This is a genomic window from Streptomyces thermovulgaris, from assembly GCF_002155915.1.
Classification (GTDB): Bacteria; Actinomycetota; Actinomycetes; order Streptomycetales; family Streptomycetaceae; genus Streptomyces; species Streptomyces thermovulgaris.
In genome coordinates, this window is sequence record NZ_MUME01000466.1 from 1 (window position 1) to 1,132 (window position 1,132).

The following is a 1,132-nucleotide window of genomic DNA, read 5'->3' on the forward strand; positions in this document are numbered from 1 at the left end:
GACCCTACGGAGCGCCGGCTCAGGGCGCCCCGTAGGGTCCGTGCGCGGCGGTGCCGTCCGGGAACCGAGGGACACCCCGGGCGGGAGTCCCGTCCCCGAAGTGCGGCGCTCCCCGGTAAGCCCCGTGCACCGGGCCCGGCTCCGGCCGGCCGCCGGGGCCGGACCAGGGATCCGGACGGTCCCACGCCTCCCCGGAGCCGCCCCCGGGCTCGCGTCCCTGCCGCAGCTCGCGGCCGTCCCCTGCTGCGGTCGTGTCCGCGGTGCTGCCCCGAGGAGCGGGCCCGCGGCGGCTGTGGCGTCCCACCTGGTCCCTCAACCCCCCGTGGTCGCGTCGGACGTCCTGTCGGCGGCCTGTCCGGCCGCGTTCGCGCGTCTCATCGCTCTGCCCTCCAACTCGCCTGTGTCCGACAGCAGTTCACGGAATGCGGTGGCCACCGTATCCGGGTACTCCATCATGGCCACGTGCCCGGCGTCCGGGAGGGCGAGCAGACGGGAGTCGCGGAAGGCCCGGGCCGCGCGCTGGGCCATGCGGAAGCCGACGAGCTGGTCGCGGCCGCCGTAGATCAGGAGGGTGGGCGCGAGGACCCGCTCGGCCTGGCGCCACAGCCCGTGCTGGCCGCCCAGCGTGTACGCGTTCACGATGCCGCGCGCGGAACGCGCCATCGCGTCCCAGAAGTACGGCAGCTGCAGCCGCCGCTCCATCTCCCGTACCGCATTGCGGAACCCCTCCGGCGTCACCCGTCTCGGATCGCCGTAGCACAGGGCCATGACCCCGCGGACCCGCTGCTCCGCCGTCCACTCCCGGGTGAGCCTGGTGAACAGGGAGGCCATGCCCGGCACCGCGAGCAGTGCGGTCGGCACGGCGCTGCGCTGCACCCGGATCTCGGGCAGCGCGGGCGAGACAAGAGTGAGCGTACGCACGAGGTCGGGGCGCAGGGCCGCGACCCGCGTGGAGATGGCACCGCCCAGCGAGTTGCCGAACAGATGGACGGGCCCGCGGCCGGAGGCGTCGAGAAAGCGGATCACCGCGCGCGCGTGCCCGGTGACCGAGTAGTCGCCGTCGTCCGGCGGCGGGGACTCCCCGAAGCCCGGCAGGTCGAGCGCCTCGCCGTCGACGACGTCGTCGAGCAGC

The 1,132-nt window shown here is 75.2% G+C and carries 1 protein-coding gene; it reads right to left on the bottom strand.

Annotation, left to right across the window (positions count from 1 at the left end):
* Positions 1-312 precede the first annotated feature (312 nt).
* On the bottom strand, positions 313-1,132 hold an 820-nt coding region (locus CCN35_RS26405), incomplete at its 5' end, for an alpha/beta fold hydrolase (RefSeq protein ID WP_086794603.1).